Source organism: Mycobacterium sp. WMMD1722 (assembly GCF_049315205.1).
Lineage (GTDB): Bacteria > Actinomycetota > Actinomycetes > Mycobacteriales > Mycobacteriaceae > Mycobacterium.
This window is the reverse complement of sequence record NZ_CP186056.1, coordinates 2,125,674-2,151,124: the sequence shown is the minus strand read 5'-3', so window position 1 is coordinate 2,151,124 and position 25,451 is coordinate 2,125,674. Positions and strand designations below refer to the sequence as shown.

Here is a 25,451-nt window from a genome sequence, read left to right as displayed (position 1 = left end):
CGCTGATGAACGCCGTAACGTTGGTGGACAATGTGTTTCGGCCCACCGCCGACACTCGCGGGTCGATGCCGTCGCCGCCCGCCGAGGACATCCGCGACGGTGATCTGGTACGACTGATCGCCGGGCTGGTCGACGACGCCCCCGATGACCCGGGGGCGATGGCAGGCGTTCTGCTCTACGGGTTCGCCAGCGGGATCAGCTCGTCGCGGGTGATCGCTCGTAAATGCGCCGAGGACCCGCGATTTCGGTGGCTCGCAGCGGGTGAGCAGCGGGACCATCGGGCGATCGCCCGGTTCCGCCGGCGGCATACGGCCGAGCTGACGGCGCTCTTCGTGCAGTCACTCGAGCGGTGTCAGTCCGAGGGTCTGGTCCGGCTGGGCCGGATCATCGTGTCCGGCAAGCCCAGGAGTGCCCTCGCGGAGGAAGTCCGGACGCTGCTGGCGAACGCCGAACGCATCGATGCGGCCGAGAACGACGCACCCGCGACGTCGAATACCACCCGCGCATGGGTGGGCGCGGTTCTGGTGGCGTTGATCTGCGCCGGCGGTTACGCCGTCGCGGCCGCCAAGCACGTGACCCTGTCGGTCGACGGCGTCACGACGACGGTGTCCACGATGGAGTCGAACGTCGGTGCCATCCTGCGGGACAGCGGTTATGTGCTCGGCCCCCATGACGCGGTCAGTCCGGCTGCTGACCAGGTCGTCGCCGCGTCCGGGACCATCGAGCTCAGCCGGGGGCGTCCGGTGCAGATCTCGGTCGACGGCCGAGCGGAGGAGCAGATCTGGACCACGGCGCTGACCGTCGGTGCCGCCCTGGACGGGGTGTCGATGCACGAGGTGGCGCCGGTGGCGGCATCGCGCGCGGACCCGGTGCCGCTGGCCGGGATGGCGCTGACGGTGGTGACCCCCAAGCGGGTAGTCGTCGACGACGCCGGTGTCGCGAGCCGGCCGCGGATCGCCGCGGCCACCGTCGGCCGGCTACTGGAGGTCGCGGGGTCGCCGCTCGAACAGCAGGACACGGTGAGCCCCCCGCCGTCGACGCCGGTGGTCGAGGGGATGCGCATCGTGGTCACCCGCATCAGGGTGCATCAGGTCTCCGAACGTCTGCCTCTGCCACCGCCACTGCGGCGCATCCACGACCCCGCGCTGAACGTCAGCCGCCGCGTCGTCGACGATCCGGGTAAGCCCGGAACCCAGGACGTCACCTTCGCGGTGTCGACGGTCAACGGCCGGGTGACCGGTCGGCAGGTGCTCGATCGCCACGTCGTCTCGCCCGCCCGGCCGCAGGTGCAGCGGGTCGGGGCCAAACCCGGCACATACGTGCCGCCGGTCGGCAACGACGACACCTGGGATGCGCTCGCCTCCTGTGAATCCAGCGGCAACTGGGAGATCAACAGCGGCAACGGATTCTACGGCGGCGTGCAGTTCACCCAGCGGACCTGGGAGAGCTTCGGCGGACTGCGCTACGCCCCGCGCGCCGACCTGGCCACCCGCGAGGAACAGATCGCGATCGCCGAACGCACCCGCGCCGGTCAGGGCTGGGGTGCCTGGCCGGTGTGCAGCAAACGGGCGCGGCGCTGAGCGTCGCTAGCCGTCCGCGCCCGCCGGCGCTTCGATGAGTTCGGCATATCCCTGGTAATCCGGTCGCATCGCGGCCGCCACCAGCTCCCACAGCACCTCGTCGGTGCCGCCGCCCACCCGGGCCAGCTTCATATCGCGCCACCAGCGGCCCAACGGGGTCTCCCCGGTCAGATATCCCGAGCCGCCGAAGATGTGCATGCATTCGGAGAGCACTTCTTCGCCCAGCCGTGCGGCCGTGACCTTCATCGCGGCGGCCGAACGCAGATCGAGACGGCCCTCGGCGGCGATCCCGGCCAGCGCGTAGCGCAGCATGTCGACTCGCGCCTGCAGATCGGCCATCCGCATGCGCAAGGCCTGGTGCTCGTAGAGGGTGTGGCCGAACTGGCGTCGTCTCATCATGCGCGCCAACGTGATTCCGATGACCCGCTGGGACGCCCCGGCGACCTGACCGGCGATCGACAACCGTTCGTGCGCCAACGCCCAGGAAATCGCGGCCAGACCGGTGCCCGCCCGGGCGACCAACGCATCCGCGGGCACCCAGGTGTCGAGGTGGACCGCGGCGGTGTCCAACGGGCCGGCCCCGACCTTGCGATAGGGCGCATGCACCTCGACCTGCGACATCGGCACCGCGACGACCACGACGTTGCCGTGTCTGCTTGCGGGGTCGTGGTCCACGCTGCGGCCCACCACCATGATGTGGTCGGCGATCGGGGACAGGGAGACGAACTTCTTCACCCCCCGCACCGCGAACCCGCCATCCGCCGAGCGCACCTCGGTGCCGACGATCTGCAGATCGGATCCGCCGGATTCTTCGGAGGCGCCGATGCACAGCACCGCATCTCCGTGTATCGCCGCCTCGCAGATGTCACGGAGATGGTCGGTTCTGCCGAACCGGCGCAGCAGCGCGATGGCCGAATCATGCAGGCTCACCCCGACACCGATACCCGCTGATCCCAGTCCGCCGAGCCGAATCGCCAAGTCGACGAGCTTGCCGACGTCAGGATGGGGTCCATTGCCCCATTTCTCGGCGAAGACGCCGCAGCGGCCGAGATGTTCGATCAGTGCGCGCGGAAACCGCTCGGTGACTTCCGCTTCGGCCGTCCATGCGGCAACGCGCTCGCCGAAGACCCGGTCGAGCAGATCCTGGTAGTCGGCGTCCGCCGCGACCGGGGCGGTCACGTGTTGCTCTGCGCGGCCGGCAGTTTGGCGGCGATGGCCTCGTCCAGATCGGCGACGGTGTCGCAGCTGAGGAGATCCTCCTCACTCAGCGCGACGCCCAGGCGATCCTCGATCGCCACCATGCCGACGGCGAAGGCGACCGAGTCGAGCCCCACGTCGTCGATCAGGCGGGAATCCCGCGTCACCCGGCCGATGTCGACGTTCAGATCGTCACGCAGGATCTCGGTCAGGACGGTGCTGACCGACTTGCCGACCGACGCGGTGTTTTCAGCTGACACGCGCAGGGACGGTACACCCACAAATCAGGTAAGGCTAGGCTTACCCGTCGAGGTCACCCGTCATATCGCAGGGTGCCTCGGCGTTCGCCGTCGTCGATCGACACCGCCGCCGGAACCGGCCCCACGCTGACCACACCGGCGTCGCCGGTGAGCTCGCCGACCACGTCGAATGCGGCCGCGATGCGCTCGGCGGTGTCGATCATCACCGTCGTCACCGGCGCCCGCCGGCCGAATTGGAACATCCGGTCAGCGTGCGGCTCCCGATCACCTTGATACCCCCACACCCCGTGCAGCACGGTCACACCTGCGGTCGGCTGCACGTCGAGCAGGGCCCGCACCAGCGCCCGGTGTACCGGGAGCCCATCGTGCAGATCGGCGGATGCGGTGTGCACCATCAGGCGCTGCCGCGGCCACGCCCGCTCCGGCCTGGCCAGTTGCCGGCCGCCGACCTTGCACACCTGCGCTGCGTCCACGGTGACCAGTTCGACGCCGGGCAACCCACGGATGTCCGTGGCGGCTGGTCGTGCGCCGCTCGCTGGGCCGACAGCCAGCACCACGGTCGGCACCGCCACGTTGCGGCTGAAGAAGCCAGCGCGCCGGCGGGCACCGCCCACGGTGCCGTCGACGCCGCGGTAGGCGGTGGCGGCCGCAAAGCCATGCGTCCGCAGCACGTCGACGACCGCGACGTGATCTCCGCCGCTGAGCGCGACGGTGAGCTGGATCGACGGGTGCTCGGGTGGTTCCTCGGGCGACCACGCCTCCTCGATGGTGACCAGGCCGCGGTCGACGAGGTTCACCACCTGCGGTGCGATGCGCTCGATGTGCTCGGCGAGGTCGACCGCGATCACGGTGACCGGGGGGTCCTCCGACAGGCTCAGCGACACATCGGTGCGCAGCCGGTGGCGCGGCCCGAATCCGGCGATGCCGCGCAGGACCACGCTGGTGGCCATGTCGTCGGCGGCCAACAGGTCGAGCAGGGCGTCGACGGTGAAGCGGTGGCCACTGCGCAGTCGCTCGCCGAAGTACGCGGTCAACTTCAGATGCTCGGCAGTCACAGCAATCCTCCGCACCACAGGCCCAGCGCCGCGGCGGCCAGCCCCAGGGCCACGCTGACGGCGATGTTCGCGAACGCCGCCCACAGCCGTCGCTCCTCGGTCAGCCGCTGGGTCTCGAGCATCCACGTCGAGAACGTCGTGTAGGAACCGACGAACCCGGTGCCGGCGATCAGCGCGAGGTGGGAGGGGAGGGCCAGTCCGCCCAGGAAGCCGAGCACCAGCGCGCCGGAGACGTTGACCGCGAGCGTGCCGAACGGGAACGGCCGGCCCAGCCGGGCGGTGACGGCGCGGTCGGCCAGAAAGCGGCACACCGCCCCGGCACCGCCGAGCAGCGCGACTGCCACCCACACGGCGAAGGCCGTCATCTCCGCACCCGCCGAGCCAGTCCGGTGGCGACGACCACCGCGAGCAGACCCGCGGCGAGGCTGGCCGCGGTGTAGCCGCACGCCAGGCCGAGGTGGCCGCGTTCGAGCATCCGCACCGTCTCCACCTGCATCGTCGAGAACGTCGTCAGGCCGCCGCACAACCCGGTGCCCAGCAGCGGACGCCGGTAGCTGGACACCGGCAGGCGTTCGAGCAGGCGGGTGGTGAAGTACCCGAGCAGGAACGCCCCGAGCACGTTCACGGTGAAGGTGGGCCACGGCCACCGGCCGGGGTCCGACGCGGCGAGCTCCTCGAAGCCGGCCCGGGCCAGTGTGCCCAGCGCACCGCCGACGAAGACCGCGGCCAGTTCACGACGGTCCAAACGGGGCATGAGGAGAAAGTATGACGGGAATACACCCGACCGTCGGAGACCCCACGTCGCGCGAGGAGCAGAATCAGAATCATGGCCGCCAATCCCCGCGCCGGTCAGCCGGCGCAACCCGAAGACCTCATCGACGTGGCACAGGTGGTGACGGCGTACTACAGCGTCGACCCCGACCCCGACGACGTCGCCCAACAGGTCGTGTTCGGCACCTCCGGTCACCGCGGATCCAGCCTGGACGGCGCGTTCAACGAGGCGCACATCCTGGCGACCACGCAGGCGATCGTCGAGTACCGCGCCGCCCAGAACACCACCGGTCCGCTGTTCATCGGACGGGACACCCATGCGCTCTCGGAGCCGGCGTGGACGTCGGCGCTGGAAGTGCTGGCTGCCAATGACGTTGTGGCGTTGATCGATTCGGCGGACCGCTACACCCCGACGCCCGCGGTCAGCCACGCGATCCTGCAGTTCAACCGCGGCCGCGACGCGGATCTGGCCGACGGCATCGTGGTGACGCCGTCGCACAACCCGCCGCGTGACGGGGGCTTCAAATACAACCCGCCCAACGGCGGACCGGCCGACACCGACGCGACCGGGGCGATCGCCAAGCGGGCGAACGAGATCCTGCGCGGTGGGTTGCGCGAGGTCAAGCGCGTCCCGCTGGCGCAGGCCCGCCGCACCGTGCAGCGCCACGATTATCTGGACGCCTATGTCGAGGACCTGCCGAACGTCGTGGACATCCACGCCATCCGGGCCGAGGGTGTGCGGATCGGTGCCGACCCGCTCGGTGGGGCGAGTGTGGACTATTGGGCGGCGATCGCCGAGCGCCACAATCTGGAGCTGACGGTGGTCAATCCGCTGGTGGATGCGACGTGGCGGTTCATGACCCTCGACACCGACGGCAAGATCCGAATGGACTGCAGCTCGCCGAACGCGATGGCCAGCCTCATCGCCAACCGCGAGAACTATCAGATCGCCACCGGCAACGACGCGGACTCCGACCGGCACGGCATCGTCACCCCCGACGGCGGGCTGATGAACCCGAACCACTATCTGGCCGTCGCGATCGACTACCTGTACACCCATCGCAAGAGCTGGCCGTCGGGCACGGCGGTGGGCAAGACGGCGGTCAGCTCGTCGATCATCGACCGGGTGGTGGCCGGGCTGGACCGGACGCTGATGGAGGTGCCGGTCGGCTTCAAATGGTTCGTCGACGGATTGATCAGCGGCACCATCGGTTTCGGTGGGGAGGAAAGCGCCGGAGCGTCCTTCCTGCGCACCGACGGGACGGTGTGGACGACGGACAAGGACGGCATCATTCTCGCGCTGCTGGCCTCGGAGATCCTCGCGGTGACCGGGTCCACACCGTCGCAGCGTTACGACGCGCTGGCCGAGAAGTACGGGGCGCCCACCTACGCGCGGATCGACGCGCCGGCCAACCGGGAGCAGAAGGCGCGGCTGGGCAAGTTGTCGGCTGAGGAGGTGACCGCTACCGAGTTGGCCGGTGAGCAGATCACCGCGAAACTGACCGCTGCGCCGGGCAACGACGCCCCGCTGGGCGGGCTGAAGGTGACCACCGAGAACGCGTGGTTCGCCGCGCGGCCGTCGGGCACCGAGGACGTCTACAAGATCTACGCGGAGTCGTTCCGCGGCCCCGACCACCTCGCCGAGGTGCAGGAGGCCGCGCGCGACGTCGTGAACAAGGTCATTTCTTGAGTTCACGAACCGAGGACGAGTGTTCGACGGACAAGCGCCGACTGCCTCGCGAAGTCTGGGTTCTGGTTGTCGCCAACGTCGTCGTAGCGCTGGGGTACGGGGTGGTCGCCCCGGTGCTGCCGCAATACGCGCGGCACTTCGGGGTGAGCATCGCGGCGGCGACGTTCGTGATCACCGCGTTCGCCGTGATGCGTCTGGTCGGGGCGCCGCCGGCCGGATTCCTGGTGCAGCGGTTGGGGGAGCGGCCGGTCTACATCAGCGGCCTGATGATCGTCGCGGTGTCGACGGCGGTCTGCGCGTTCGCTGAAAGCTATTGGCAACTGCTGCTTTTCCGATCCCTGGGCGGGGTGGGTTCGGCGATGTTCACGGTGTCGGCGCTGGGTCTGATGATCCGCATCTCGCCGGCAGATGCGCGCGGGCGGGTATCCGGGTTGTTCTCGTCGGGCTTCATGGTCGGTTCGGTGGGCGGTCCGATCCTGGGCAGCCTGACCGCGGGGTTCGGGTTGTCGGCGCCCTTCCTGATCTACGGCGCCGCGCTCTTGGTCGCGGCGGCGGTGGTATTCGTCAGCCTGCGCAACTCCTCGGTGGTGGGCCGCGAGGACGACGAGGTCCACACCCCGGTGCCGTTCCGTACGGTGTTCCGGCACCGCGCCTACAAAGCGGCGCTGTTCTCCAACTTCGCGACCGGGTGGGCGTCGTTCGGGTTGCGCATCGCCCTGGTCCCACTGTTCGTCGTCGAGGTGCTCGGCGAGGGGCCGGGGGCGGCCGGCTTGGCGCTGACGGCGTTCGCCATCGGCAACATCTCGGTCGTCATCCCCAGCGGGTATCTGTCGGATCGGCTCGGGCGGCGCAAACTGCTGATCTTCGGGCTGACGCTGGCGGCGGTGTCGACGGCGCTGGTGGGCTTCACGACGTCCCTGCCGGTGTTCCTCGTCGCGGCGGTCATCGCCGGCGCGGCGACGGGCATCTTCGTCTCGCCGCAGCAGGCCGCCGTCGCCGACGTGATGGGCAACAAATCTCGCGGCGGAACCGCAGTGGCGACGTTCCAGATGATGGCCGACTTCGGGTCGATCGGCGGCTCGTTGCTGGTCGGGCTGATCGCGCAGTACACGTCCTACGGGTGGGCATTCCTGGTCAGCGGGGTCATCCTCGGCGTCGCCGCCCTCGGTTGGGTGTTCGCACCCGAGACGCGGCCGCGCGCGACGCCGGAGCACACCGAGGCTCGCCCGCTGGGGCCCGAGGCCGGCGGTGAGGTGCCCTGATCCGGCGATTTGGGGCCGCTCGCGCCCGTGGTGTAACTTCGATGAGCACGACACGGGGCTATGGCGCAGTTGGTAGCGCACCACACTGGCAGTGTGGGGGTCAGGGGTTCGAATCCCCTTAGCTCCACCCATTTATGCAGGTAGCGGCGATTCTAGGTCGGTTTGGACTGAAGGTCCACATATCCCGTCCACATCGCGCCATAGACTGACAACTATGTCGGTTCGTTTCCGCACGCTGGAGGATGGCACGCCGTAGTGGCAGGTCCGCTTCCGTGAAGAGAGAGCGGAAGGAACCCGGGAGGCCAGCATCTCCTGGGACAACCCCGCCGACGCCGAACGCTGCGACGAGCTGATCAAGAAGCTGGGCCCCGCGACGGCGCGCAAGATCCTCAAGATCATCGAGCCCGGAACGCGGATGACGCTCACCGACTGGCTCACCCAGCACGTCGACTACCTCACTGGAGTCGAGCCCGGAACCACCCGCCGGTACCGGTCCTATCTGAAGAACGACATCGGCCCGGTCATCGGCGACATTCCGCTCGAGCACCTGTCCCGCGACGACATCGCCCGCTGGATGAACGGGCCCAAGGGCAAGGACGGCGGCAAGCCCAGCGGGAAGACGATCGCCAACAAGCACGGCTTTCTCGCCGGCGCCCTGAAACGCCGCGGTGATCGCCGGCCGAATCAAGGCCGACCCATGCGACGGGAACCGGCTTCCGCGCTGGGATCGCGAGGAGATGGTGTTCCTCGACCGCGACGAATTCCGGCTGCTGCTCACCGCGGTGACTGAGCATTGGCGGCCCCTGGTCGAGTTCCTCGTGTCTTCCGGGTGCCGGTGGTCCGAAGCGACCGCGCTGAAGCCTGCGGACGTCAAAGTGTCCGCAGGGACGGTGCGGGTGCGGCGCGGCTGGAAAGGCCGGCGACAGCGGCGGCTATGTCCTGGGCGTCCTCAAGACGAAGAAGAGCGTGCGCACCATCTACGTGCCCACCACGGTGCTGCAGAAGCTCGACCTGTCCGGGGAGTGGGTGTTCACCAACTCCGGTCGCGGCCGCCGCAACGCCGACGGCCCCGTGCGGATCCACTTCTTCCACCCGAACGTCTGGGTGCCCGCCGTCGCCCGGGCCCGGGAAGACGGGCTCACGAAGAAGCCGCGCATCCACGATCTGCGACACACCTGCGCGTCCTGACTGATCCAGGCCGGCCGGACGCTGCCGTCGGCGCACCAGCAGCTCGGCCACGAATCCATGCAGATGACCAGCGACGTGTACGGCCACCTCGACCGCTCCAGCGGAAAGGATAACGCCGACGCAATCGCCGCAATGCTCGCGTGATCGGGACACAGTTCGGCGGCGGTCTGAGAGTCGACTACGGGCGTGCTAAGGCTCCCTCGTGCCGGAGTCGAGAATCATTTTGTTGATGCCCTTTATCCAACAAGCCGACGCCAGCCATCGAGAGAAACAGAAACTCCAGGCAGCGGCGCCACCGAGACAGGTTATGGCCGTAACTGCGCCCCCGGCGTGTGCGCGAAAGCTGAACGCTGCCACCATAATCGGAGGAGTCAGGCCGAACAGAACAGTGGTGTAGCCCAGTCCGAGAATTCTTTCGCCCAGCTCTTCTCGCCGATGCCTGACGAACTCCGAACGCTCACGACTCCAATAGGTCAGTGTGCCGTCGCGCAGTTGCCTGAGAAGCGTTCCCATGCGAATACATCGAGGCTGCCGGTGAGCTGGGTCAGTTTGTGCCTAAGGTGGACGGCCACGTACGCCGCAACCCGATACATCCCGGATACGTGGTCCAGGTAACGGAGCCATAGCAATAGAGTTATGCCGGCTAGAGCTGGGAAAACGTATGCATGGTTAATCGCGACTGGGATGCCAACCCCTAGCGACGCAATCTCGAGGGAGACAATGGCGCTAGCGGTGGAGTTGTGCAGTCGACTCTCTGCACATAGCTGTTCGTACTCCGCGATGAGAGCGTCGCTCGCATCCATACGCCCCCCCCAGCGAACCAACGATTGGATCTCATAGTTTGAACTATGTGATGCGGTCTGGAGGCCGAATACGATGGGCGGAGGCGAAGCTGCTCCGCCCAGGCTTGTTCTGGCACCCCTCATCCCGCCCGCCGGCGCCCGTGATAAGCCGTCCGGTAAAGCCATAGGGTGCAGGCGGTGAACGGGGTGTGGACAACTCGCATGGCCCTGCTCGCAGCGTGCGCCATCCTTGCGTTGGGCGCCTGCAACCAGCAAGGTCAGGGTGACGACGATCGGGGTGTACGGACACCTGGACCGGCGGATTGCGCAAGCGGCCGCTGTTCCGATTGGAGAGGAACTACCCTAATTCGATAGCGGCACGGCGTGTCGCCCGCGGACCGCGACCGGTACGGGTAACTTCCGCGGTTTGCGAGTGTGTGGCTTCAGTGTCGAAGAGGGGTGGTTCAGATTACAAATCCGCAGCAGCCCTCGATCAGTACGAGCATACTTGCGAAGATTGCCGCCGTTGGCGATGACGGGCGCACCCTCTTCCTGCGTCTTCCAAACGGCTCCTTCACTACGTTTACGCTTCACGACGTGATGCCTTTCAACGTCGAAGATGTTGTCTTCCTTGGCGACTCGCAAATTGGTCTTGCGCCACCGGCGCTGTGGGCTGAGCGTGACAACGTCGGCGTCGTACGGCGAGTCCTTGAGTCGGGTGATCTTCTCATCGAGCGCAGCGTGGGGCTTGAGAAGGTTCGGGATCCGAACGAGTTGACGGTCGACGTCGGAAATACCGTCGCTTATAGCGACTTCGGTGGGATCAAGCGAGTTCTCGCAGACGGACCGGTGGGAGTTAGGGACTTCGATCTACATGAACAGGATCCGGTCGCACTTTACCGAGTCGACCTCGGCAACTCGGGCCTTACCTTTGGCGACTTTGGTGGTTATCGAGACGTCGTGGACCGGGCGAATGAAATAATCGACACGCAGCTTAGTCGCAAGGCGCAGCTGGACAAGATAGGTGCACGGCCTATAAAGGGAGTTCTTTTCACTGGCCCGCCTGGAACGGGGAAGACTTTGCTCGCAAGGATCATAGCAGCCGAATCCGGCGCGGACTTCTTTCTTGTGAGCGGCCCCTCTATTGTGAGTAAGTGGGTCGGTGACAGCGAGGAGACGCTTCGACGAATTTTCGAAGCAGCGGCAGAGTCGCCTCGGTCGATTATTTTCTTCGATGAGATCGATAGCTTGGCTGAAAAGCGCTCGGGCGACACCCATGAGGCCTCGAAAAGGCTGGTGGCACAGCTGCTTACGCTCATGGATGGGTTTGACAGCAGCTCGGGAAACACCGTCGTAATTGCCGCCACGAATCGCGTTGATGATATCGACGTTGCCCTCAGGCGCCCGGGTCGCTTCGACTGGGAGATCTACTTTGGTATGCCGGATGTCAGCGATCGATATGAGATCTTAAACGCGTCGATGCGAAACTTGGCTGTCGATGGAGACATGCCGCTTGAGGAACTGGCCCTACTGACGGAACAATGGTCTGCAGCCATGCTTGCCTCCCTATGGACAGAATCTGCGCTTCTTGCCGCATCGGACGGGCGAAGCTCTATCTGTGAAGAGGATCTTGTTCTCGCATATCAGAGAATTAGCGATCGTCAGTCGGTTGGGCGATAATAATGGGGCTAGCGCGTTGGTGGAACGGCAAGAGGTCGAAATTTGGGAAGCGATCCGGTGGACGGACGGAGCAACTGCCCCTGCGGGAATTTGTCTACCTGGACGAAGTTAGTCTTGTCAGCCTGATGTCGTCGGTTAGCGGAGAATTGAAAGACGAAGTTTCTACCGCAATTTCCTCGGCAGAGGAGGCTCAGGTTGTCGCTGGCGCAACGGCTTCCGTAGGGCTTCTCAAGTCTGATCTGAGTTCGAAATATCAAACTTCCAATAGTCAATCGACCCAGACGAAGCGGAAGGCCAACATCCAGTCCCTCTTTCGCGATTTCCGATCGGCAACTGCGGACAGTCTGCTGCTTGAGTCACTGCAAGCCCTGGCTGAGGATGATGGCCGTCAGCGAGCTGAGGTCATCGCAGACAAAAGTTACTGTATCGATGTCGACCGCCTCGAGCGCGGGTGCTTGATCGAAGTCACAGTCGAATTGGAGGCGGATCCGATCTTCCGTGTCAGCACTATGATGTCGGAAATTTATGATCTCGGGTCTGAGCATCCGGCGGTTCTCGGAGCTTCGTCTTTCCCGCCAGAGATGACGCAGATGGTCAAGATGCTAGAGCGACTCCTGACTGGCTTGGTCCCTATCAGAGGCACGAGTGTCGACCTGCACGTATTCGTGGAAGACGACAGGACATACATCGCACGACGACAGACTCTGGAATCTCTTAAAATCCTGGGACGGCCACTCGTCGTAGTTGGTGTGACTGACCATCTTTCCTATTGGAAAGATATTCGACGAATCTTGTTCTCGAAGTCCCGATTCAATATGCTTTGCCGGATCAGTCGCGATGGTGTACAGCGCGAGTGGACGCCCGTAAAGCTGTCCGATGTCTTCGCGAACGTCGTTCCCGAGATCGGTAACCTCTCGGAGCTTGTGAATGCGATGAGTCAGTCGCTTCTAACGGCGACTCCCGTTCGGCAGCAAGGCGACCTCGCTGCCGCTAATGCGCTGCGGCACTATGCGGCTCAACTCGATGTAGAAGGGGGCGAGGGACTGTTGGATGGCAGAGTCGAGCAACTAGAAGCTCTCGTCGATGACTTGAGTCGTCGGAAGCTCCGTGATGTGGCAGCGCAGAGAGCGGCCTTCGACGCGGTCGCTTCATTCGTAGGAGCTACAACCACGCCGCAGCGTGCGGTCGAAATGCGGCGCGAGGCGAGACTAGCTTCGGGGATGAGCCTATTTCCAGAGTCGAAGTCTCGTCTAGCCTATCGCGCCTCGGACGCCACGCGCGAAGACGAGCCGTTACTCGATACAGAAGTGATCGCGATCTACTGGTAGCGGATTTGCCGTGATTAGCGGAAGATCGAGAGTCGATCAGGTAACTGCGGTCGTGCTTGGCGACACGTCGCGTGTTTAATCGCTCAGCGAAGCGGCTGTGCTTCGAAAGGCCAGAAGCAGAGGGTGTGTCGGCAGGTCGCGCATCGACGCATATCCACTCAATGGCTGCTTAGGGTCGCTTCGGCGCATCAGGACGGCGTGCATAGCCAGGATCGCGTTGTCGTCGAGTCGGTCGGCAGCGCGACTGCAGCCTTCATGGCTTCGGTGTTACTCACGATCAGCGTGGCATCGCGCCGGCTGGTGTAGCCGAGGGCTTCGGCTTCGGCGATCGCGCGGGCGGAGGCGGTCAGGTTTTCGATATTCGAACTCGCCGCGGACTCCGATCGCAGCAAGACGGCGGCGAAGGGCGCGATCTCGTCGCCGAGCTCAGCGTCGAAACGGGTGATCTCGATGCTCGTTTCTTCGGCGTCGGCCAGCACCGCCGCAGGAAGCGACACCGCGAGTTCGGCGACGGACGCTGGGATAGCGGCCTCGTACGCTCCGGCTTGTCGCTGAGTGATGCTATCTGCTGACCGTGGCGATGATGTCCCCGCTGGAGTGCCGTCGCATGTTCGCGTCACGTCCCCGGTCCTGGCAGCTTGGGATCAAGGTGGAAACCCCTTGGCTCCACTCCGCTAGGCGGATGCGGCGCATCACGTGGCGACGCTGGCGACCGGCTCGATTCCGTAGGTTCGGGCGTAGCCGTTCTCGACGCCGACGAGTAGGTCGACGATCTCGAAGTAGCGGTCCCAGAAGGGTGTTTCGCGCAGCGCGTCGACGAGCAGCTGATAGGCGTGGTGACTGTCGGCTTCCCACACCCAGACGTCGGTGACGCGGGCGGAGTAGAACTCGGTGTCGTAGAAGCGGGACCGCACGCCGGTGGTTTGAGCTTCGATGGCGGGTAGGACCTGGGTGGTGAACGCGACGACGCGTTCCTCGACGGTCAGCGCCAGCCACTCCGGGGTGGTCTTGACGAGCATGAATGCGGTGATTGGAGCCTGAGATTCGTCAACGGACATCAGAAGTTCTCCTTCGAATTGGGTGAGGTGTGCACGGCGGGGCGCGTCAGATAGCGGGCACGAGAACCCGTGCGCACCAGTGCTCGAACGTGGTCATCGACGCGGTCTGCGGGGTGCGGGCGACGCCTGCGTCGAGGCCGGCATCCTTGGCGCGCTTCATGTCCACGACGGCCTGCGCGAATGCTTCGTTCAGGCCGTAGCGGAGCAGGGTGCGGTGCAGGTCGTCGAACGACTCGCGTTCGTAGCGAATCGGCCGCCCGAGTTGTTCAGTCATGATGCGGGCCAGGTCATTCGGCGACAGATCCTGCGGGCCGAGAACGGGGATGCTGTCGCTTCCGGTCCACGAGCGGTCGAGCAGTAAATCGGCGGCAACGGCAGCGATGTCGGCGACCGCCACCATGGGCGCTTTGCGGTCCGCATCGAGGACGTCGACGAACACGCCTCTCTCGCGGATCGATTCGACCTCCTCCAGGAGGTTCTCGAAAAAGGACGGGTTGGCCAGCGCCCGGTAGGCGACGCCGGCCCCGGCGAGCAGGTCGTCCATCGCCAGAGAGGCGGTGACCAAGCCGGCACGGTCGACGACCGCGGTGCCCCGGCCGAGAGCAGATACCCCGACGACATGTCCGACGCCGTGGGCCGCAAGCGCTTCTGCGGCCGGACAGGTGAAGTCGATCCACGCGGCATGGGGCGTTTTCGACGCGTCCGGTGGAACGAGCCAGAACACGGCGTCCGCCCCGTCGAACGCCCGCTCGAGGACCGAGGCGTCGGCGTGCGAGCCCGCGATCACCTCGACCCGTTCGCGGACCGCGGCGGGGAGTCGGGCCGGATCCCGGGTGATCACCCGCAGTTCCTCTTGCGTCTCGGGGGCTGACTCCAGCAGTCGAGACAGCAGGGCAGAGCCGATGTTGCCGGTGGCGGCGGTGATGACGATCAATGGGAAACCTCGTGTGTCGTGATCGGTCGGGACGTCCGCCAGCATGCAGATGGCCATGCGAATGCCACAATGGGAACTTCGGCACGGAATTATTGATCAGAGTGGAAAAACGGTGGTAGATCGATCGATGAATGCGATTGTCGACGCGAATTTGGCCGTCGCGTTGGACGCGCTGCTGGCCGAGAACAGCGTCACGCGGGCAGCCGAGCGGCTGCACACGTCGCCGGCAGCGATGAGTCGGACCCTCGCGCGGCTGCGCCGCATTCTCCAGGACCCCCTTCTGGTTCGCGCCGGGCAGGCCATGGTTCCCACACCGCGGGCTCAGGCCCTGCGCGACGAGGCCGCCACCGTGGTGCGCAGCCTGCAAGCGTTGCTGAGCCCGGGTACCGGCGTCGATTTACTCGGCCTGAGCCGTAACTTCACCCTGCAAACCGCCGACCTGGTCGGGGCGGCCTTGGCGTCGCGGCTGCTCGACCGGGCCCAACAGGAGGCGCCGGGAATCACGTTCCGACTTCGTGCCGAAGAGTTGGAGGCCGGGCCGGCGCTGCGCGACGGCCGCGTGGATCTGGAAGTCGGATCGATCGACCATGTCGACCCCGAAACGCACGTCGAAGAACTGGTCCAGCTCCGCATGATGGCGGCGGTTCGGCCGGACCACCCCCTCACCGACGCGCCACTGACCCCCACACGGTTGGCTGCCGCTCAGCACGTGGCCGTGAGCCGGCGCGGCCGCTTCAGCGGCCCGCTCGACGCTGCGCTGGCCGAACACAACCTCACCCGGCGGGTCACGGTCGTGCTTCCGAGTCATCTGTCTGCCATGACTCTCGCCGCACGCAGCGACGTCGTCTGCCTGGTGCCGGCCGCAGTCCCCGGTGCCGATCCGTCACCGCTCACCGCCGACGCGACTGCTCTCGGACTGCGCCTACTCGACATCCCTTTGGACCTGCCGCCGGTGGTCATCGGCATGGCATGGCACCCTCGCCACACCGCCGACGGCGCGCATCGATGGCTTCGCGCCACGATCCGCGAGGTGCTTCAGACGCCATGACCGCAGCGATTGCCTCTAGGTTTGTCCCGTGACCATCCTCGATCTCGCCACCGCCCAGCGCATCGTCGCCGCCGCACTCGCCGAAGCGGCGCGCCGCTCGGTGCTGGTCTCCGCGGCCGTGGTCGATGCCGGCGGGCATCTGATCGCCTTCGGCCGGATGGACGGCGCCGAGATCGCCGGGCCGGTACTGGCGGTCGACAAGGCCTACACCGCCGTGGCCAACCGCATCGCGACCGCCGAACTGGCTGGCCTCGCGGCGCCCGGGGGCGAATTGTTCGGACTACACGCCAACGGCGGCGGCCGGTTCGTCATCTTCGGCGGCGGCGTTCCCATCACGGTCGGCGACGCGATCGTGGGCGGCGTCGGGGTGAGTGGTGCGAGCACCGCCGACGACGACGCCTGCGCGAGAGCCGGGCTGGCCGTCCTGCCCTGAGGCGCTTCGACTGCGCGCCCGAGACTGCGGGGACGGTGCGGCGCCGTGAGCGATGGCCGTGCCCGCCGAAATACCGGCGGCGAAGGCGTGCACGGCGTCGCCCAGCTGAACGAGTCGGTGTCGGGCGGTGCGGGTGCTCGGATGCATGATGTCCTCCAATGGGATTGCGGGACAGCCGATTCGGATTCGGCTGCGTTCCGATATCTCTACGGTAGGCGGCCGCCCCGTCCACCACCAGTGGCCTGATTGCCATTAATGGTTAAGATCGGGCCATGAAGCATGTGGTCGCCGTCCCGGTCTGCGACGGAATGACGATGCTCGAGACGGGCATCGTCATCGAGGCGCTCGGCTTTCGCTGGAGCGATCAGCTCGACCTCGGGTATGACCTCGTGACCTGCGGGGACACCACGGGCGTCGCTGTCGTCGGGGGCGCCACCTTCTATCCCGAGCATCCCATCGAGGCGTTGGCCGACGCCGATACCGTGATCACCACCTGCGTGGCCAGCGTCGTCCGGAACGAACTGCCCACCTGGGCGCCGCTGCTGTGCGCGGCATCCGAGCGGGGAGCCCGGATGGTCTCGATCTGCAGCGGGGCCTTCGCCCTGGCCGACGCGGGGCTGCTCGACGGCAGACAGGTCACCACACACTGGCGCCACGCCGCAACCCTGCAACGGCGATTCCCCCAGGCACGCGTCACGCCTGAACACCTCTACGTCCGGGACGGGAACGTCCTCACCGGCGCCGGCTCGGCCGCCGGCCTCGATCTGTGTCTGACCCTGATCCGGGACGACCACGGGGCGGCTGCGGCCAACGGTGTGGCCCGGCACCTGGTCGCCGCACCGCACCGCGACGGCGGTCAGGCGCAGTTCATCGACCGCGACACCGCTCCTGACCCCTCGGCGGGTTTCGGCGAGCTCCTCGAGGGCATCCTGGCCCGTCTCGACGAACCGCACGACACCGATTCCCTGGCCAGGGCGGCCGGCGTCTCGCGTCGGACCCTGGCTCGCCGCTTCCGCGACGAACTCGGCACCACCCCGATGAAATGGCTGAGCCGGCAACGGATCTTCCTGGCGATGCAGCTCCTGGAAACCACCCGTGAGACCGTCGAGGCCATCACCGGTAGAAGCGGATTCGACTCCCCGGCGACCCTGCGCTACCACTTCGCCGAGCAGGTCGGCCTGACCCCGACCGAATACCGCTCCCGGTTCCGGTCACCCGAGTGAGGGCCAAGGCCACCGGAAGCATCCGATCTCGCAATCATCCGGAAACCCCATGTCATCCCTATCGGCACCCGGTGTCGCATACCCTCAGTGCAACAGCAACGAGTTCGACTCGCGACGGGGGGACCACCGGGATGGTGACGGGCGCGAGGTGCGTGGTGCGCTGGGTCGCCGGGATCGCTGTTTCGGTGTCGCTGGTGGCGTGCGGTGGAGCCGAAAAGTCCGACGTCAGAGACCTTCTCAGCGGAGCCCCGCCGACTCCGACGGCCGTGATGGGCAACCCGGTCGCATGCGCTCAGACCGACGGCCCCGCTGTCGACATCCCTTCCGCCGACGACTTCGAGCCGAGGATGCGCATACCGCAACCTCCCGGTTGGGTGCGTAACACCCAGCTCGACAGCCAGTTGGTCCGCTTCGTCCTGATGAACCAGGCGCTCACCGCCGATCAGTTCACGCCCAACGTCGTGGTGACCGTGGAGAAGGCGCCGGCCACGGATGCGCGCACCATCTACGACCAGGCGCGCAAGAACCTGGTGAAGCTGGCCGGCGCCACCGATGTGTCCGCCGTTCCGGCCGACGTCTGCGGTCTGCCGGCCGAAAAGGTCACCTACCGCAGCGCGGCGACCGGGGCGGCCACTGCCGAACGGTCACTGACAACGCTGTACGTGGCGACCCGCGACGGCGACCGGTCGAATCTGATCTCGGTGACGATTCAGACCACCCGGCCCGACAATCCGACGTATCAGCGCGATGCGGCGCTCATGCTCGACGGCTTCGAAGTGCTGCCCTCCCCGGCGGGCGCGCCGTAGCCCCGGCGCGTCGGTGCCGCGTCGCCCTCGGCGGCGCCGCGCTCTGCCTCGCCGCGCTCGACGCCGCCACGGATGCGGGCGTTCGGGCCGTCGTCGGCCGCTGACGGGCGCGACGTCGGCAACGGTGTCGGCGACTTCGTCGGCTCAGCGGTAGTCACGCCGTTCGCGCGGTCATCCGATGACGCGGTCGCCATGCGTGGTCGGATTTCATTGCCGGACAACGACATCTCGGATTGGCGTGACTGCTCTACCGAGGCGACCCGGGTCTGCGGGCCGGTCCCGGTGGGCTCGGCAGCAGCCGTGGCCTCGGCCTGCCCGTTGTCGGCCGCCGCGCCGGTTCCGACCAGAGCGGCGTTGTCGTCGGCGTAGCGCTGCACCGGATCCGCACCCCAGGGGGTGAGCAGACCCGGGGCCGGGATCGGGTCGCCGCCCACCTCCCCGGTGAGCAGTGGCCGCAGATCGCCGTATCCGCCGTTGAGAAACCCGTCCACGACGTGGCCAGGCGCGGCGAGAACCGCCTCGATGAACGGCGCGATCTCCCAGGTGGTCGTGGAGTAGTAGATCTGCTCGTGCGCGGCGCCGGCCGCGCCGATCGCCGACAACACGGGTCCGACAGCCCGGACGACGGCGTACTCGACGAGGTCGGGAATGCGCAGGATCACGTCCGCCTGGCCGGGCAGCGCCTCGGCGACGGCTTCGGCGATCGCATCGTTGACCGGGCCGATCACCAGCGGGGCCAGCGGGGCCAGGAAGATGTCGGTGAACAAAGCGTAGTTCCACGGCAGCAGTTCCGGATCCGGCCACTGCTCGTGGACCTGCCAGTACAGCGCCGGAGAGGTGTTCACCAGCGCGTCGCCGCTCTGCTGCACCGCGCTCACCACACTGGTGAGCACCTCGGCGAAGCCGGTGAGCGCGACGGCCCGGGTCTGCTCCACGGCCACCTCCGGAGCCACGGCGACCTCCTCGGTGGGCACCGCAGTCACCGTGGCCAATGTGATTGCGCTCGCGCCGGCCAACGCCGCCCCGGCGAGCAGGGGTCGGTGAAACACTCTGTACGCCATGTGTTTTTGCAGCTCCTGGTCCGGAGGGGATCGTGGACTGGAGCGGACAGTAGCCGAAATCGCCCGGCGGTAGTGGGCTCCGTGGGCGCGCGATGAGTTTTGCGAGCCGGCCGGGTCGATACTTGCAACGAAGGAGATGAGGAGGTTGTGACATGACCGTATCGCCGAAGACCGGCGGAAAGCCGCCCGTGGTCGACCAGTCGACCTGGCGCGCGGCGCTCGACGAATTGCGCGTACGGGAGAAGGCCGCCACCCGAGAACTCGACGCCATCGCCGCGCAGCGCCGCCGGCTGCCCATGGTCGAGCTTCCGGAGTACACCCTGGTCGGTGCCGACGGACCGGTCCGGCTGGCCGAGGTCTTCGCCGGCCGGTCGCAGCTGATCACCTACCACCACATGTGGTCGCCGGGAGCCCAGTGGCAGTGCGGTGGCTGCACCGGCTTCACCAGCCAGTTCACCCGCCTCGAATTCCTCGACAACTACGACGCACGGTTCGTCGTGGTCACCACCGGCGCGATCGACGAGGCGCTGGCCTACCGGGACCGGGTCGGCAACCGGATGGAGTGGTATTCGTCGTCGGACAGCCCCTTCGCCGCCGATGTCGACGCCCCGCCCGGCGGAGGATTCGCCGTCAACGTCTTCTTCCGTGACGGCGAGACGGTGTACCGGACGTGGCACACCAACGGACGCGGCACCGAACAGCTCAGCCACACGTTCGCGCTGATCGATCTGCTGCCGTGGGGGCGCCAGGAGGCGCGCTTCGACTCGCCCCCGGGCTTTCCCGCCGGCCCGACGTATGCGGGGTGGCTGGACTCTCCGGACATCGCGGCGGCCTACGGTCAGCAGTAGGGTGCGGGCATGACGCCCGGCCCGGTGACCGTCGATCAGGCTCTGGAGGAGCTGGTTCGCGACATCGCGACACACCAGCCGGACGGCGGCCGGCAGATGGTGGGCCTCGCAGGTCCGCCCGGTGTCGGGAAGTCCACTCTGGCAAGCCTTCTCGTCGAGCGGCTGGGTGCCGACGCGAGCTACGTACCGATGGACGGCTTTCATCTCGCCACCGCCCAGCTGGAGCGGCTCGGCCGTCGGGGCCGCAAGGGTGCGCCCGACACCTTCGATGTCGGCGGGTACGTCGCCGCGCTGACGCGCATCGCCGCCGGCTTCCGCACCCACGACGTCTATGTGCCCGGCTTCGACCGGGCGATCGAGGAACCGGTCGCAGCGGCCCTGGTGGTTCCGGCGGATGCCCCGGTGGTGGTCACCGAAGGCAACTACCTCGCGCTGTGGGAGGAGGTCCGGTTGCGGCTCGACCGCATCTACTACCTCGACGTCGATCCGCAGGTGCGGCAGACGAGGCTGGTGGCACGCCACCGGCAGGGCGGACGCGGCGAAGACGACGCGATGCGCTGGGCCCGAGAGGTCGACGGCGCCAACGCCGAGCGGATCGCCGCCACCCGCGATCGCTGTGATCGCGTCTTCGTCCTGGCGCCCTGATCACCGCGCACAGGTGCTCGGGTGTCCGGTTGCAGCGCTGTCAGTGATCGGTGCCGGGCAGGATCAGCGCAAGCATGGTGTCGAGACGAGTGGCCATCTCCCGATAGCCGATCCGCTGGGACTGCGCCTGCAGCAACGCACCCCAGAACAGGGTCTCCACGGTTGCCAGCACCTCCGGCCAGGCCCCGGTCCCCAGCGCCGCGGCTACCCGCCGATGGACCTCGGCACCGATGCGTTCACGGGTCGCGGCGACCGCCGCATCGTCGGTGCGCAGCAGCGCCCGACTGCACGCGGCGGCCAGTTCGGTCTCGTCGACCATCACCAGGGTGATTGCCCGCAGCGCAGCACTGACCCGCGCCGCTGCGCCTGCGGTGGCGTCGACGTCGAGCGGCAGCGCCGAGACGCGATGCAGGTAGAGCTCGGCGAACATCGCGTCGACCGAGGGAAAGTGCGCCGTGACCGCGGCAGGGGCCAGTCGGGCGCGGGCCGCCAAGGTCGGCATCGATACGTCGTAGCCCGCCGATTCGCCGAGTATCTCCGCCGCGGCGGAGAACACTCGCCGGCACGCATGGCTACGTCGGCCATGGGCGTCGCGCAGCAACGCGACGCGAGACCCTCCCAGGCTGGACATGTGTCCACAGTATCCGCGCTGCTCGGCGGCGGCAATGACCTGAATTCGACAACTTGATGGACAACTGTCCAACTCCGGTTCAGGGTCGCGTCAACGCGGCGTAACGGCTGAGGTGATGGTCGGTGGACCCGAACTCGTACTGCAGCGCGGTGAGCCGCTTGAAGTAGTGGCCGATCGCGAGTTCTTCGGTCATCCCCATGCCGCCGTGCAGCTGGACGGCGTTCTGGCCGATGAACCGCGCGGCCCGGCCGATCGTCGCCTTGGCCGCCGACACGGCCCGGCGGCGTTCGTCGTCTCCGGCCTCGCCGTGCAGTACCGCGAGGTACGTAGCCGCCACGGACTGCTCGAGTTCCATGTGCATATCGACCAGCCGGTGCTGCAATGCCTGGAAGCTGCCGATCGGTACACCGAACTGGTGGCGCTGTTTGCAGTATTCGACGGTGTCGTCGAGGACCCTGCGCATCGCGCCGACAGCCTCCGCGCAGACGGCGGTGGCACCCTCGTCGCGGGCCTTGTCGATCGATGCCCACGCCTGCCCGGCCGGTCCGAGCAGCGCGTCGCCGGGCAGGTCCAGCCCGTCGAAGACGATGTCCGCGGCCCGGCGGTCGTCGATCGTGCGATAGGCGTGGCTGCGGATCCCGTCGGGGCTCGACGACAGGTCGACGAGGAACAGCGAGATGCCCCCGGCCGCACTGTCGTCACGGGACGTCCGCGCGGTCACCAACAGATGGGTGGCGATCGGCGCGCCGAGGACGACGATCTTCTCACCGCGCAGCGTCCACCCGTCCCCGGTCTGCGCAGCGGTGGTCGATACGTCGCTCCAGTTGTCGCCCGAACCGGCTTCGGCCGCCGCCAGTGCCACGATCGCCGATCCGTCGGCAACGGCCTCGAGGACCGCTGCGGCACGAGAGCCGCCGGCGCGGTGCAACAGTCCACCCGCCACGACGACCGTGTCGATGAAGGGTTCGACGACCAGCGCGTGCCCCAGTGCCTCGGCGATCACCATCGTCTCCACCGGGCCGCCGCCGATTCCCCCGGCCTCCTCGGGCAGGGTGGCGCCGAGAATGCCCAGTTCGCCGGCGAAGCCCCGCCAGATGTCGGGTTGCCAGCCGGCGCCGGATTTCGCTGCGGCGCGGCTCTTTTCGAGGTCGTATCGGGTCGAGAGGAACTTGGTCAGGCCACTGCGCAGCAGCTCCTGTTCCTCGGTGAGCGAAAAGTCCATTACAGCCCCAATGCCGCCTTCGCCAGGATGTTGCGTTGAATCTCGTTGCTGCCGGCGTAGATGGACCCGGCGCGGTCGTTGAAGTAGCGCAGCGCAGCCACGGCCTGCCACGGTTCACCGCTGACGTAGCCGTCGCCCGGCGGCTCGTATTCGGCGATGGGGCCACCCGGGCAGGTGGCATGCGGTTGGTAGACCCGGCCACGCGGGCCGGCGGCCGCCATGGCCAGCTCGGTCAGCTGCTGGCTCAGCTCGGTTCCGAGCACCTTGAGCATGGACGACGCGGAACCCGGATTGCGCCCGGCGGCGACCGCGGCCAGCACGCGGTACTCGAGGATCTCCAGAACGTCGGTGCGGATGCGGGCATCAGCGAGTCGACCGGCGAACACCGGGTCGTCGATGAGCCGGCCGCCGGACGGGCCGGGGGAGGCGGCGGCCACCGACGCGATGTCCTCGGCCAGCACCTGGAGCGCCGGTGCGGAAGCCCCGCCACCGCGCTCGAATTCGAGCAGGTACTTCGCGACCGTCCAGCCGTCGTCGATCTGGCCGATGACGTTGCTCTTGGGCACCCGGACCTCGTCGAAGAACACCTGGTTCTGCACCTCTTCGCCCGAGGTCATCACCAGCGGTCGGATCTCGATGCCGGGAGTGGTCATCTCGACCAGGACGAAGGTGATGCCCTGCTGTTTCTTCGGCCGGCGCGAGGTCCGCACCAGGGCGAACATCCAGTTCGCCTCCCTGGCGTGCGTCGTCCAGATCTTGCTGCCGGTGCAGATCAGGTGGTCGCCGTCGTCCGCGGCGGTCATTGACAGCGCGGCGAGATCCGAGCCGGCCTCGGGTTCGGAGTATCCCTGGCAGAAGAACACCTCGCCGGTGAGGATGCGCGGCAGGAAGAAGTCCTTCTGCGCCTGCGTGCCGAACTTGATGATCGCATGGGCCACCATCCGAATACCCATGGGCGACAACGACGGAGCCCCGGCCAGCGTCGACTCGCGGCCGAAGATGTAGTGCTGGGTCAAGCTCCAGTCGCATCCGCCGTGTTCGACCGGCCACGCCGGCGCCGCCCACCCGCGCTCGTGCAGGATGGCCTGCCACTGCATGCTCGCGTCGTGGTCGGCGTACACACTGGTCATCAAGCGGCCGGCCCGGCGCAGTTCCGGCGTCAACTTGTCGGCGAGGAATTGACGAACCTCATCGCGGAAGGTCGCGTCCCGCTCGGACCAGCCTAGTTCCATCGCGTCCGTCCCGTCGTCGAATGTGCTGTCCACAGAGTAAACCTAGTTAGTCAACTGACGATCCACCGGCGCCCGAAACTACCGTCCACGTGTCGACACCGAGACGGGTCAGGCGGGGCCCTGGCCGCGGGTCTCCCGGGCGAGGAATTCGGCGAAATACTGTCGGGAGTCCTCGGCGACGGTGGCGGGCAGGACCAGCGAGAACATCCGCGCCACGCGCAGGCGCAGATCGGCGCCCGCGGTGGTGGCGTCCGCCAGCACCGCACTGCCGACGATGGCGCTCACCAGCGTGTCGGCGAGCGCCTGGACGTCGACATCGGCGCGCAGATCGCCTTCGTCACGGGCCCGAGCCACGTCGGCGGCCATGGACGTCAGCCAGGCGGTGTAGATCGCCGTTGCCGCGTCGCTGAAGCCGGCGAACATGCGCAGCAGTGCCGTGCCGACCCGCGCCAGGTCGTCGCTGCGCACCTGATCGATGACCAGGAACGTGCCGTGGATGATGCCTTCCAGCGCAGGCGCCTGGGATGCGGTGATCTCCTCGAAGGTGCGGGACAGGCGGGCGCCGGCCTCCCCGACGATCGCGCCGGCCAGTGCCTCCTTGGACTGGAAGTGGTGGTAGAGCGCGCCTTTGGTCATACCGGCGCGCTCGACGATGTCACTGAGCGCCGTACCCGGATAGCCCCGTTCGCTGAACAATGCGACGGCCGCACCGATGATCCGGTCGCGGGTGAGCGCGGCCCGGGCGTGGCGCGTCATGAGGTTGCCCTGGCGATCGCGAGCGCGGTGCGTCGCTTCAGAAACGTGGTGAGGTAGTCGGTGCGATCGCGGGTCGCCATCGCCGGCAGGATCATGATCCAGGCGCGCTCGAGATCGGTCAGGTAGCGGGCCGGGTCGTCGAGGTCGGTCGATGCGCGAACGCCCAGATAGAACGACACCAGCAGCCGGGCCAGTTCGACCGGGTCATGGTTGGTCGACACATCGCCGTCGGACTGGCCACGCTTTGCTATCGGGGCGAACGCCTCGGCCCAGGTGCCGATGACGTGCCGCCCGATCTGCTCACTGCGGCCGATCGATTCGAGGAGGTTGAAGCCCGCGCGCGCGAGCGGGTCGGCGATGTCTTCGACAGCGATGAGGTAGGTGACGTCGACCAGCGTCTCGACCGCCGAGTTGCGGCGCGCCACCACCTGGGCCACCGACGCCAGGCTCACCTCGACCCACTGCTGGACGACGGCGGTCGCCAGCGCGTATTTGGACCGGAAGTGAAAGTACATCGCCCCCTTGGTCACCGCGGCATCGGCGAGGACCTCGTCGATGCTGACCAGGCTGTACGGCTTGCGGGCGAAATGAGTTGCGGCTGAATGGATCAGCTGGCGGCGTGTGACGTCCGACCGACGATCGCCCGGTTCGGACACCTTTGACCCTCACAGTTCTCATCGGTGCGATCCGTGCACCCCGGATCGGACGGTGCGCGGCCTCCACCCGGTCTGCGTGGTGGCCGTCACATCGTTGCGAGCGGT

General features: G+C 67.2%; 27 protein-coding genes and 1 tRNA gene. 14 read left to right on the top strand and 14 right to left on the bottom strand.

Features of this window, described 5'->3' with window-relative positions; translation table 11 throughout:
* Positions 1-5 precede the first annotated feature (5 nt).
* The gene (locus tag ACN27E_RS10200) at positions 6-1,580 is read left to right on the top strand and encodes a transglycosylase family protein (protein WP_422748727.1); all 1,575 of its coding nucleotides are present in this window, start codon (positions 6-8) and stop codon (positions 1,578-1,580) included.
* A gap of 6 nt (positions 1,581-1,586) precedes the next feature.
* Here ACN27E_RS10200 and mbtN read toward each other — a convergent pair whose 3' ends face one another.
* From mbtN to crcB (ACN27E_RS10175), 5 genes are read right to left on the bottom strand one after another with little or no spacing between them, the layout of a single operon-like run.
* Complete coding sequence (gene mbtN / locus ACN27E_RS10195) at positions 1,587-2,759, bottom strand: mycobactin biosynthesis acyl-ACP dehydrogenase MbtN (RefSeq protein WP_422748724.1); 1,173 nt, start codon at positions 2,757-2,759, stop codon at positions 1,587-1,589.
* Positions 2,756-3,037 (bottom strand): acyl carrier protein, encoded by a 282-nt coding sequence (locus ACN27E_RS10190; protein WP_422748722.1) that lies wholly within the window; start codon positions 3,035-3,037, stop codon positions 2,756-2,758. Before ACN27E_RS10190 ends, mbtN begins: the two co-directional genes overlap by 4 nt.
* 53 nt (positions 3,038-3,090) lie before the next feature.
* Entirely contained in the window at positions 3,091-4,092 is a 1,002-nt protein-coding gene (locus tag ACN27E_RS10185) for a DUF190 domain-containing protein (protein ID WP_422748720.1), read from the bottom strand.
* The gene (crcB, locus tag ACN27E_RS10180) at positions 4,089-4,457 is read right to left on the bottom strand and encodes a fluoride efflux transporter CrcB (protein WP_422748719.1); all 369 of its coding nucleotides are present in this window, start codon (positions 4,455-4,457) and stop codon (positions 4,089-4,091) included. Before crcB (ACN27E_RS10180) ends, ACN27E_RS10185 begins: the two co-directional genes overlap by 4 nt.
* Positions 4,454-4,846, bottom strand: a complete 393-nt coding sequence (gene crcB / locus ACN27E_RS10175) for a fluoride efflux transporter CrcB (RefSeq protein ID WP_422748716.1) — start codon at positions 4,844-4,846, stop codon at positions 4,454-4,456. The genes crcB (ACN27E_RS10180) and crcB (ACN27E_RS10175) overlap by 4 nt, the downstream gene beginning before the upstream one ends.
* 72 nt (positions 4,847-4,918) lie before the next feature.
* Here crcB (ACN27E_RS10175) and pgm point away from each other — a divergent pair, with 72 nt between their 5' ends.
* The 7 genes from pgm to ACN27E_RS10140 all read left to right on the top strand — a co-directional run bounded on the left by pgm (position 4,919) and on the right by ACN27E_RS10140 (position 12,793).
* Complete coding sequence (gene pgm / locus ACN27E_RS10170; RefSeq protein ID WP_422748714.1) at positions 4,919-6,553, top strand: phosphoglucomutase (alpha-D-glucose-1,6-bisphosphate-dependent); 1,635 nt, start codon at positions 4,919-4,921, stop codon at positions 6,551-6,553.
* A complete protein-coding gene (locus ACN27E_RS10165) occupies positions 6,550-7,815 on the top strand; it encodes an MFS transporter (protein ID WP_422748713.1) in 1,266 nt (421 codons plus the stop codon). Before pgm ends, ACN27E_RS10165 begins: the two co-directional genes overlap by 4 nt.
* A gap of 54 nt (positions 7,816-7,869) precedes the next feature.
* Positions 7,870-7,942: transfer RNA gene (locus tag ACN27E_RS10160), tRNA-Ala, on the top strand.
* Positions 7,943-8,230: 288 nt separating this feature from the next.
* Positions 8,231-8,605, top strand: a complete 375-nt coding sequence (locus ACN27E_RS10155) for a hypothetical protein (RefSeq protein ID WP_422748711.1) — start codon at positions 8,231-8,233, stop codon at positions 8,603-8,605.
* Positions 8,606-8,781: 176 nt separating this feature from the next.
* On the top strand, positions 8,782-9,003 hold the full coding sequence (locus ACN27E_RS10150; protein ID WP_422748710.1) for a hypothetical protein: 222 nt from the start codon (positions 8,782-8,784) through the stop codon (positions 9,001-9,003).
* A 1,382-nt stretch (positions 9,004-10,385) separates the two neighbouring features.
* Positions 10,386-11,465, top strand: a complete 1,080-nt coding sequence (locus ACN27E_RS10145; RefSeq protein WP_422749783.1) for an ATP-binding protein — start codon at positions 10,386-10,388, stop codon at positions 11,463-11,465.
* A gap of 2 nt (positions 11,466-11,467) precedes the next feature.
* Entirely contained in the window at positions 11,468-12,793 is a 1,326-nt protein-coding gene (locus ACN27E_RS10140; protein ID WP_422748707.1) for a DUF6414 family protein, read from the top strand.
* Between the two features lie 188 nt (positions 12,794-12,981).
* Here ACN27E_RS10140 and ACN27E_RS10135 read toward each other — a convergent pair whose 3' ends face one another.
* The 3 genes from ACN27E_RS10135 to ACN27E_RS10125 form a co-directional block, all read right to left on the bottom strand.
* Positions 12,982-13,272: a hypothetical protein gene (locus ACN27E_RS10135; protein WP_422748706.1), complete on the bottom strand. Its 291-nt coding sequence runs from the start codon at positions 13,270-13,272 to the stop codon at positions 12,982-12,984.
* A gap of 213 nt (positions 13,273-13,485) precedes the next feature.
* The gene (locus tag ACN27E_RS10130) at positions 13,486-13,851 is read right to left on the bottom strand and encodes a darcynin family protein (RefSeq protein ID WP_422748704.1); all 366 of its coding nucleotides are present in this window, start codon (positions 13,849-13,851) and stop codon (positions 13,486-13,488) included.
* A gap of 46 nt (positions 13,852-13,897) precedes the next feature.
* The gene (locus ACN27E_RS10125) at positions 13,898-14,785 is read right to left on the bottom strand and encodes an NAD(P)H-binding protein (protein ID WP_422748703.1); all 888 of its coding nucleotides are present in this window, start codon (positions 14,783-14,785) and stop codon (positions 13,898-13,900) included.
* Between the two features lie 127 nt (positions 14,786-14,912).
* On the opposite strand from ACN27E_RS10125, the gene ACN27E_RS10120 reads away from it, so the two are divergent.
* The 4 genes from ACN27E_RS10120 (at position 14,913) to ACN27E_RS10105 (ending at position 18,295) form a co-directional block, all read left to right on the top strand.
* Entirely contained in the window at positions 14,913-15,833 is a 921-nt protein-coding gene (locus ACN27E_RS10120; RefSeq protein WP_422749782.1) for a LysR family transcriptional regulator, read from the top strand.
* 28 nt (positions 15,834-15,861) lie between these two features.
* Positions 15,862-16,266: a GlcG/HbpS family heme-binding protein gene (locus ACN27E_RS10115; protein ID WP_422748702.1), complete on the top strand. Its 405-nt coding sequence runs from the start codon at positions 15,862-15,864 to the stop codon at positions 16,264-16,266.
* 272 nt (positions 16,267-16,538) lie between these two features.
* Positions 16,539-17,489 (top strand): GlxA family transcriptional regulator, encoded by a 951-nt coding sequence (locus tag ACN27E_RS10110; RefSeq protein ID WP_422748700.1) that lies wholly within the window; start codon positions 16,539-16,541, stop codon positions 17,487-17,489.
* 131 nt (positions 17,490-17,620) lie between these two features.
* On the top strand, positions 17,621-18,295 hold the full coding sequence (locus tag ACN27E_RS10105) for an LpqN/LpqT family lipoprotein (protein WP_422748698.1): 675 nt from the start codon (positions 17,621-17,623) through the stop codon (positions 18,293-18,295).
* On the opposite strand, the gene ACN27E_RS10100 is transcribed toward ACN27E_RS10105, so the two are convergent.
* Positions 18,229-19,278: a hypothetical protein gene (locus tag ACN27E_RS10100; protein WP_422748696.1), complete on the bottom strand. Its 1,050-nt coding sequence runs from the start codon at positions 19,276-19,278 to the stop codon at positions 18,229-18,231. The genes ACN27E_RS10105 and ACN27E_RS10100 overlap by 67 nt on opposite strands.
* A gap of 230 nt (positions 19,279-19,508) precedes the next feature.
* On the opposite strand from ACN27E_RS10100, the gene ACN27E_RS10095 reads away from it, so the two are divergent.
* Entirely contained in the window at positions 19,509-20,204 is a 696-nt protein-coding gene (locus ACN27E_RS10095; protein WP_422748695.1) for a DUF899 domain-containing protein, read from the top strand.
* 9 nt (positions 20,205-20,213) lie between these two features.
* The gene (locus tag ACN27E_RS10090) at positions 20,214-20,849 is read left to right on the top strand and encodes a nucleoside/nucleotide kinase family protein (protein ID WP_422748693.1); all 636 of its coding nucleotides are present in this window, start codon (positions 20,214-20,216) and stop codon (positions 20,847-20,849) included.
* Between the two features lie 40 nt (positions 20,850-20,889).
* On the opposite strand, the gene ACN27E_RS10085 is transcribed toward ACN27E_RS10090, so the two are convergent.
* The 5 genes from ACN27E_RS10085 to ACN27E_RS10065 form a co-directional block, all read right to left on the bottom strand.
* Entirely contained in the window at positions 20,890-21,480 is a 591-nt protein-coding gene (locus ACN27E_RS10085; RefSeq protein ID WP_422748692.1) for a TetR family transcriptional regulator, read from the bottom strand.
* A gap of 79 nt (positions 21,481-21,559) precedes the next feature.
* Positions 21,560-22,702, bottom strand: a complete 1,143-nt coding sequence (locus ACN27E_RS10080) for an acyl-CoA dehydrogenase family protein (RefSeq protein ID WP_422748690.1) — start codon at positions 22,700-22,702, stop codon at positions 21,560-21,562.
* Positions 22,702-23,934 carry an acyl-CoA dehydrogenase family protein gene (locus ACN27E_RS10075; RefSeq protein WP_422749780.1) on the bottom strand — a complete coding sequence of 411 codons (1,233 nt, stop codon included), beginning with the start codon at positions 23,932-23,934 and terminating at the stop codon, positions 22,702-22,704. The genes ACN27E_RS10080 and ACN27E_RS10075 overlap by 1 nt, the downstream gene beginning before the upstream one ends.
* A 108-nt stretch (positions 23,935-24,042) precedes the next feature.
* Positions 24,043-24,690: a ScbR family autoregulator-binding transcription factor gene (locus tag ACN27E_RS10070; protein WP_422748688.1), complete on the bottom strand. Its 648-nt coding sequence runs from the start codon at positions 24,688-24,690 to the stop codon at positions 24,043-24,045.
* The gene (locus ACN27E_RS10065; protein WP_422748686.1) at positions 24,687-25,346 is read right to left on the bottom strand and encodes a TetR family transcriptional regulator; all 660 of its coding nucleotides are present in this window, start codon (positions 25,344-25,346) and stop codon (positions 24,687-24,689) included. Before ACN27E_RS10065 ends, ACN27E_RS10070 begins: the two co-directional genes overlap by 4 nt.
* Positions 25,347-25,451 lie beyond the last annotated feature (105 nt).

Excerpts from the sequence above, each read along its gene's own strand:
- crcB (WP_422748719.1), bottom strand. The coding sequence starts at position 4,457 with ATGACGGCCTTCGCCGTGTGGGTGGCAGTCGCGCTGCTCGGCGGTGCC.
- ACN27E_RS10075 (WP_422749780.1), bottom strand. The coding sequence starts at position 23,934 with ATGGAACTAGGCTGGTCCGAGCGGGACGCGACCTTCCGCGATGAGGTT.
- ACN27E_RS10110 (WP_422748700.1), top strand. The coding sequence starts at position 16,539 with ATGAAGCATGTGGTCGCCGTCCCGGTCTGCGACGGAATGACGATGCTC.
- ACN27E_RS10095 (WP_422748695.1), top strand. The coding sequence starts at position 19,509 with ATGACCGTATCGCCGAAGACCGGCGGAAAGCCGCCCGTGGTCGACCAG.
- ACN27E_RS10155 (WP_422748711.1), top strand. The coding sequence starts at position 8,231 with ATGACGCTCACCGACTGGCTCACCCAGCACGTCGACTACCTCACTGGA.
- ACN27E_RS10080 (WP_422748690.1), bottom strand. The coding sequence starts at position 22,702 with ATGGACTTTTCGCTCACCGAGGAACAGGAGCTGCTGCGCAGTGGCCTG.
- pgm (WP_422748714.1), top strand. The coding sequence starts at position 4,919 with ATGGCCGCCAATCCCCGCGCCGGTCAGCCGGCGCAACCCGAAGACCTC.
- crcB (WP_422748716.1), bottom strand. The coding sequence starts at position 4,846 with ATGCCCCGTTTGGACCGTCGTGAACTGGCCGCGGTCTTCGTCGGCGGT.
- ACN27E_RS10130 (WP_422748704.1), bottom strand. The coding sequence starts at position 13,851 with ATGTCCGTTGACGAATCTCAGGCTCCAATCACCGCATTCATGCTCGTC.
- ACN27E_RS10140 (WP_422748707.1), top strand. The coding sequence starts at position 11,468 with ATGGGGCTAGCGCGTTGGTGGAACGGCAAGAGGTCGAAATTTGGGAAG.
- ACN27E_RS10145 (WP_422749783.1), top strand. The coding sequence starts at position 10,386 with ATGCCTTTCAACGTCGAAGATGTTGTCTTCCTTGGCGACTCGCAAATT.
- ACN27E_RS10090 (WP_422748693.1), top strand. The coding sequence starts at position 20,214 with ATGACGCCCGGCCCGGTGACCGTCGATCAGGCTCTGGAGGAGCTGGTT.
- ACN27E_RS10085 (WP_422748692.1), bottom strand. The coding sequence starts at position 21,480 with ATGTCCAGCCTGGGAGGGTCTCGCGTCGCGTTGCTGCGCGACGCCCAT.
- ACN27E_RS10200 (WP_422748727.1), top strand. The coding sequence starts at position 6 with ATGAACGCCGTAACGTTGGTGGACAATGTGTTTCGGCCCACCGCCGAC.
- ACN27E_RS10070 (WP_422748688.1), bottom strand. The coding sequence starts at position 24,690 with ATGACGCGCCACGCCCGGGCCGCGCTCACCCGCGACCGGATCATCGGT.
- ACN27E_RS10105 (WP_422748698.1), top strand. The coding sequence starts at position 17,621 with ATGGTGACGGGCGCGAGGTGCGTGGTGCGCTGGGTCGCCGGGATCGCT.
- ACN27E_RS10120 (WP_422749782.1), top strand. The coding sequence starts at position 14,913 with ATGAATGCGATTGTCGACGCGAATTTGGCCGTCGCGTTGGACGCGCTG.